This window comes from uncultured Porphyromonas sp. (assembly GCF_934359325.1).
GTDB lineage: Bacteria > Bacteroidota > Bacteroidia > Bacteroidales > Porphyromonadaceae > Porphyromonas_A.
Genome location: NZ_CAKRLH010000084.1, coordinates 1 through 6,556, shown reverse-complemented (window position 1 = coordinate 6,556; position 6,556 = coordinate 1). Strand labels below are relative to the sequence as shown.

The following is a 6,556-nucleotide window of genomic DNA, read 5'->3' as shown; positions in this document are numbered from 1 at the left end:
TAGATGCCATAGAGACGACTGATGGTGCCGCGGTAGCCGTCCGTCAGGTCGACCAAGTCATCCTCCGCCCCTCTCACAAGGATCGTATGGGGTGACACTGTCCCTCCGAAGCACTCCAGTCCGTCATCTCCTGAGCTGAGGATCGCCACATGGTCGATCTCAGTCCCGGAGCCGACGCCATTGAGCGTAAGTCCATTGTGCTCCACATCTGCCGCAAGGCTTGCGCCGGGGCTATCGATGATCAGGAAGTGTATCTCCCCGGAGTCATCGCGAGGGTCGTTCCCGCCATAGTATTGGTCGCGCTCCACCTCATCCACCTCCGCCACTCGGTGAGTTGCACCACAGATGGGGGCACTCCCATTGATGATCAGCCCACCCCAGTAACCGGGAAGATCGTACCCCTTGTCCGCGCATAGGACTACCGGCTCCTCAGCTGTTCCGAGGATCCGAATCTTTGCACCTTGCTCCACGAGGATGTACTTATCGAAGCCCGGCATCGAGGAGATCACCGTTCCCCTTTCTATGGTCAGTGTGGCTCCCGTTCGGACACGGACAGTTCCCTCGAGGTGGTACTTTCCTGTGCTGAGTACAAAGTCCTCCGTAATGTCTCCAACGAGAATCGCCTCGCCTCTCTCGCCACCGGGCAGGGTGTAGTCGGGATCCATTTTGCACCCCGTGAGGAGGATAAGAACTGCTGACGCCAGCAGACTAAGTGTGTGATTAGTCATAGGATCAGTCTGGAAGTGTGTAGCTAAAGCCTAACATCAGCCGTGGTCCCTCGTAGGCGAGCTGATAGAGGTGGTCGCCGGACCCTTGGTAGAGTTTTATAGGGGTATTTAGTAGGTTGTCTCCACGGAAGACAAGTAGGATACGATCTGAGAGTCTGGCGTGTGCTTTCGTCGATAGTCGTAGGGATGCACTCTCGTAGAGATCATCCCTGGCACTCTCTCCTACACTGACACACCGGTCTGAGGCGTAATCACCTGAGATCGTCACGCCCCATAGGTCTGTCGTGTAGACTATGGCGCTGCTGAGAAGATGACCCCCGAGGCCCGGCAGGGGGATCCGCTCTCTCCGGGTATGATGCAGGGTCTCTATAGCAGAGGTGTCCCATCCCGTGAGCCGGTACCGGATCTTTAGCCCGATCGGTCTCAGCAGGGGATCGGACAGGTGGCTAAGCCTGTAGTGAGCCTCAAGGGTAAGCCCGATGGACTGGGTAAAGGGGGCGCTGCAAATTGTCTCCAGCGACCAGTGGCCGTCCTTGGGGACTGCACTCTTCTGCTGAGGGATAAGCTCTTCGAAGTCCCTTTGAGTAAAGTCCGGATCCACATATCTGTAGAGGTGGTTCCTTGATCCGGTCCAGTCGATCGAGGCAGAGAGGTGATTTCCATCCCACTCCTTGCGGACTCCGGTGCTGGCTGACAGCCGGTACTCGGGACTCAGTTCGCTTTGTCCCATCTCCATGGTGAGATCGGTGCTCGAGTGCTTGTTGAATGGGATCATCCACTTGTATGGAGGCAATACCTGATCGGTAGACAGGGAGAGGAAGGAGAGCCACCCGCTCCTGGTCTTGGAGTCGAGGGTGAGGTAGGGTAGGAGAGCCAAGTAGTGCCTGGTGTCAGCGACATCCTCGCCTGCACTATTCTCCACTACCGTGTGGCAAAGATAGCTGAGACGATACCCTCTGATACTGCTGCCAATGGTCAGTGTGAGCTGATCGGACAAGAGGTCCCCGTGCCACTCGACCAGACCGTCAGCCTGATCCGTCACCACGTCGAAGCTTGCGGGGAGATAGCTGGGGATATTGGGGACGCGGGAGAAGCTCTTCTCATCCCACGTGTCCATATCGTGCACATACCGGTGGTCTACAAAGGGACCGAGACTGTAGCGTGCGCCTCTTCCTCCAAGGTAGGAGGCATCGGTAAGGTCTCGCTTCGGCATGGAGGCAAAGGTGGGGAAGTGGGCACCGAGTAGGGGGTAGACCTTCTCCGCATAGTCGTCCTCAGATGCCTGAAGTCGTCTGCCGGAGAGGAGCAGGGTGAGATTGCCCTCTGCCAGATCTAGATTCAGCTTTGCCTTGGCACCGTAGCTCATCTCACCGAGGTGAGTGGTTTTCTCACTGATCTTGCGGAAACCGTATGACCGCTCGCTTACCTCCTCATACGATAGTCGTGGGAGGTGTCTGTCTCCGATCTCAGTCCTCACCTCAGTGTCTGGAAGGTGGTGGGCGACCACCCGCTCATTGGGGCAGTCTTCCTCATGGCGCTGATGGTCGATCGACCAGGAGAGGTGCGCTGAGGAGCTTGACAGACGGTGCTCACCGGAGAGAGTAAGTCCGCCGGTCAGTTGTTGCTTCAGTCGTGCGCCGTTCCATCCGGGGAAGCGGTCCGGTAGAGTTCCTCCTGCTCGAGTCAGTCGCTCCAGCTCGCCGGAGTACAGACCTTCCTCCAGAGGTACGATATTATTGATCCCGAGGTGGTAGCGGTGATCCCAGTTGTCCTGAAGCCTGAGGTTGCCACTGAGACCAATCCGGTCCCGATCGGAGACCATCCAGCGGAGAGTCCCTCCGGCGAGGAGCTCCATCCGACGGCTAACCGTGTGCCTCAGCTGATAGTTCCCGATATAGCGATTGGGCAGTCCGCCGGTCCAGGCTGCCCTCATCTCGTCTTCGGTCTGCTGACCGTCCGTGTAGGAGAGACTGAAGTCCACACAGAGCTTCGGGGAAAATAGAGTATCGGTACCTCGCAGGCTGACTTCGCCGATCGGATGCAGGCGAGGGGTGATGACACCTGCCGATGCGGAGAGGTGGAGCCGATCCTTCTCCTGAGCAGCGGCGACAAGAGACAGTGTCAGAGCGAGAAAGGCGGTGGTTATGAGTTGGTGTCGCATTTTCTCATAAAGTCTCGTCAAAAGTCTACCCGCAGGGTGCCGCGAACAGCCCAGGGTGACCCCTGACTGTAGGCACCAGGAGCGGTGAGACGGCGGTAGACATCGATACGCCCGAGTTTCAAGATGTTCTCCAGTCCGAAGCCGACCTCTACGTAGCTCTGGTGGCGCATCTCTGTGGCAATCGTGGGAAGGATAAAAATGTCCGTCGCATGTGCTTGCTGATTTAGCTTAGACGTGTTGCCGTAGAGATAATTGAGACTCCAGACACCTCGCAAGTTCAGCTTATTCAGCAGAGGAATCCTATTAAGGATAAGTCCCCTCATGTGCCACTGAGCGAAGACTGTCGCCCACTCGTCGGCCACATACTCCAGTGGGTAGAGGATCTTAAATCCATTGTCGTGGAGGGAGAAGCCCCGATTGGTCGGCGGAATGTACAGGAGTGGGAAGGGAACCGTATTCCATAGCTTGCCCACCGTTGCTTGGTAGTCCATGCGTCCCCATATGCCCATCGGCAACCGCTGCTCCAGCCGGATCTCCGTTCGGTGTCGGAGGTACTCCCCCCCGAGTACGCGGGCGGCGGTCTCGTGCTTGAGGAAGAGCACCGGGTACTCCCGCTTGATCAGATCCTTGAAAGGCGAGTGGCGCTCCATAGACCCGGGACGGATCCGCTCTCCAGGCGCCCAGCGAAGCTCTACTCCGGCTGCGGCATCCGTGATCGACCACTGGCGCAGTAGCTCTCCATCCCGCTGCACCTTCAGATATGGGAAACCGTGTTCCGCCGGAGTGTCGGTCACATGCTGCAGGTAGACCCTCAGCGAGAGTGTAGAGCCGTAGTCGTGGAGGTACTGCAACTGCCAGATGTTGCGGTAGGAGCGGTTGGTAAGATAAGTGGTCCCGAAGTGGTAGTAGGTATTGTCCTGAGGATCGGTCGCATAGAGCTGACCGGGGGTAAAGAGATCGTGGCTGTAGGAGAGCTGTAGCTCGTCCCTCGGGAATTCTTCCCGGAAGTATCCCTTCGGAAGAAACGACCAGATGACGGAGAGAGAGTGCTTCAGCTCCCGGTCTCTAAAGCCGTAGGCGAGATACCCCTCGAGGAAGAAGCGCGGAGAGATGAAGCCGGTCGTCCGCCCCCCTAGCCGGATACGAGTGCCCTCCACTTCGTTGAATCCAACCATCTTGGTGATCGGACCGATGTCGAAGCAGCTCCCTCCAAAGAGCTTGTACCGGTCGTACCGGGTCCTGATGTACCCGAGCGAGATCATATCTGCCGCATCCAGGAGAAACCGGTAGAGCGGGATCGCCTTCACCTCAGCCAGGAAGTCCTTAAGCCCCTGGTCGGAGGCAAGCATCCGATCCGTCTCCGGTCTGTATCGCACTGCGGTGGAGTCAGACGAGAGGTCGGTGATCGCCTGAGGAGCAGTGTAGAGAAGGGTATCTGTCTGGGCTATTTCGCTCTCCTGAGTGAATACTTCGTGTCCGCCGTAGTGCCTCGTCTGCTCCACGTAGAGCGAGAGCAAGCGCCAGTAGAGTCTGAAGGAGAGGCTCAGGGTCTCCTCGCTCACCTGTCTCCTGTCCGGCTGATCCGGATCGTACTCTTGAGTGATCGAGAGGGCATCGACGAAGTTGAGGTTGGTGGACTCGGGGATGATGAGTTCGCTCCTGAGCAGTTGGGGCGGATCGGTGACGGTGAAGTAGAGATGCCCTCTAAAGGTCGGGTCACTCGGTACAAAGGGGAAGAAGGTGACCATCTGCGCCACCTGCCCTCGCATGACGAGCGTGTCGGTGAGGTAGTACTTGTACTGGCTGAGTCCGTCGGAGCTAAGGGGACTGGCGAAGTGGGTCTGAAGCAGTCGCACGTCCCTGCCATAAAGATCCACCTCCGGGAAGAGATCCTCGATAGCCACGGTCATCGTCCCATCATCGAGTGTCTGGTCCAGCCCCGTGTGGCTGGTGTACCGGATCACCTCCCGCCACATCTTATCCTCGGCGCTGTACCCGTAGTCTGAGATCCGGTCGCGGATGGAGAGTGGCAGGACCCACTTCCCATCTAACCGGGAGCGGGTGACGTACTTAGGGAAAAAGGGGAAGAGGGTATTGAGCCACTTCGCCTTCAGGTCAAAATTGGCGAGCGACAGGGTCAGCCGATCAGCCCCACGGAGGTGGTAGCTGTAGTCGATGCTGTCTCTACGGTTTCGCTCACTCTCTATAGCGTCGAGTATCAGGGTGATCGCCGGATTGCCCTCCTTCCTGTACTTCCCCCGCGGAGTCTCCACTGTGATATTGGGAATGGTGTAGGAGAGCGGTACTGAGTCCTGTGTCGTGATGCTGAAGCTGTCCCTCGGAGTGGGGTAGCTCTCGGACGCCGGCACTGTCTCTCCGTAGAGCAGTGCCGGTGTGAGGGTGACAAGGAGAGTCACCACAAGGGCTATGACTATCACCCGCTGCACGATGTGGACTATGCGCTACTCGGAGACCACGCGAAGGGTCTTCGAGAGTGGCTCCTTCTCCTTGATCTCTCCGGTATCGCTATTCATCCCTCCGAAGACCAGCTCAGCGATAAATCGGTACTCCGCCGGCACTCCCGCATCCTCCCGCACCCGATCATCATCGAGACCGGTGTAGTGCTGGAGATTGGCGCCGAAGCCCAGCCCGACCAGCCCCAGCCAGACGGCGTACTGGTGTGAGCCCTGCACCTGCTCCGCCCAGAGGGGGAAGTTGTGCGCATAGGTAGGGAAGCGCTCCTGCAGCGACCTCGTCACTTCCTCGTCGTCAAAGAAAAGCACCGTCCCGGTCGCATTGCGAAATCCCCGGATCTTATCCGCAGTGCCGTCTGCATACTTCTCCTCCCCGATCTTGGCTATCAGGAGGGACTTGATCAGGTCCCAGTGGCGCCGATGCGCCGCCCCGGTGAGGAGAACCATTCGGACCGGCTGGGAATTGAAGGCCGAGGGCGTGGTGAGGAGAATGCTACCGAGTAGCTCCTCCACCTCATCGATGCCGGCGGGGAGGGAGTTATTGAGATCGTACTGTGAGTGTCTGGTGAGGATCGGCTCCTCGCTCTGTATAAATCCTTTCATTACTTGATTTTCCCATTAGTGATTGTATCCAGGCGATCTCACGCCGCTGCCGGAGCCAGTATAGGTCCGATGGTGGAGAGATCGGAGAAGTCTGAGGAGAGGAAGCGGCGCAGCCCATCGGAGTCGACCTGGCGAACGATCTCCCCTCGGTAGGCAATGGTGATCTCGCCCCGCTCCTCGCTGACGATGATGACCCGCGCATCCGACTGCTGGCTTACCCCCAGCCCTGAGCGGTGCCGGAGACCCATCTCCTTAGGGAGAGAGCTACCGTGGGCAACGGGCAGGATGCATGCGGCGGCGAGGATGTGTCGGTCTCGGATGATCAGCGCTCCGTCGTGGAGCGGAGAGCCTTCGTAGAATATGTTCTCAAGCAGTCGCGAATTAACATCCGCATTCAGTAGTTCGCCGGTGTGTGCGATCGGCGTTAGGTCGACGTTATTCTCGATGACGATCAGTGCCCCCACTTTCTTCTTAGCCATACGCATGCATGCAAAGGTCATCATCGCTATGTACGAGGCCTCCTGCTGCTTGGCCTGATCGCGCTTGCGCTGACGGAAGATCTTCTCTGGAGAGAGCCACTTATTCGTCGA

Annotated in this window: 4 protein-coding genes and 1 pseudogene; all 5 read right to left on the bottom strand. The window is 58.1% G+C overall.

The window, feature by feature from the left end:
• Positions 1–728: pseudogene (locus Q0F21_RS04440) on the bottom strand (hypothetical protein); the annotation flags it as partial.
• A 4-nt stretch (positions 729–732) separates the two neighbouring features.
• Positions 733–2,889, bottom strand: a complete 2,157-nt coding sequence (locus Q0F21_RS04435) for a hypothetical protein (protein WP_297237775.1) — start codon at positions 2,887–2,889, stop codon at positions 733–735.
• A 17-nt stretch (positions 2,890–2,906) separates the two neighbouring features.
• A complete protein-coding gene (locus Q0F21_RS04430; RefSeq protein WP_297237773.1) occupies positions 2,907–5,336 on the bottom strand; it encodes a DUF5686 family protein in 2,430 nt (809 codons plus the stop codon).
• A gap of 15 nt (positions 5,337–5,351) precedes the next feature.
• Complete coding sequence (locus tag Q0F21_RS04425; protein ID WP_297237771.1) at positions 5,352–5,966, bottom strand: nitroreductase family protein; 615 nt, start codon at positions 5,964–5,966, stop codon at positions 5,352–5,354.
• Between the two features lie 38 nt (positions 5,967–6,004).
• A partial coding sequence (locus Q0F21_RS04420; protein ID WP_297237769.1) for a DNA integrity scanning protein DisA nucleotide-binding domain protein occupies positions 6,005–6,556 on the bottom strand: 552 nt, incomplete at its 5' end.

Coding starts and splice junctions, on each gene's coding strand:
- Q0F21_RS04425 (WP_297237771.1), bottom strand. CDS start 5,966: ATGAAAGGATTTATACAGAGCGAGGAGCCGATCCTCACCAGACACTCA.
- Q0F21_RS04435 (WP_297237775.1), bottom strand. CDS start 2,889: ATGCGACACCAACTCATAACCACCGCCTTTCTCGCTCTGACACTGTCT.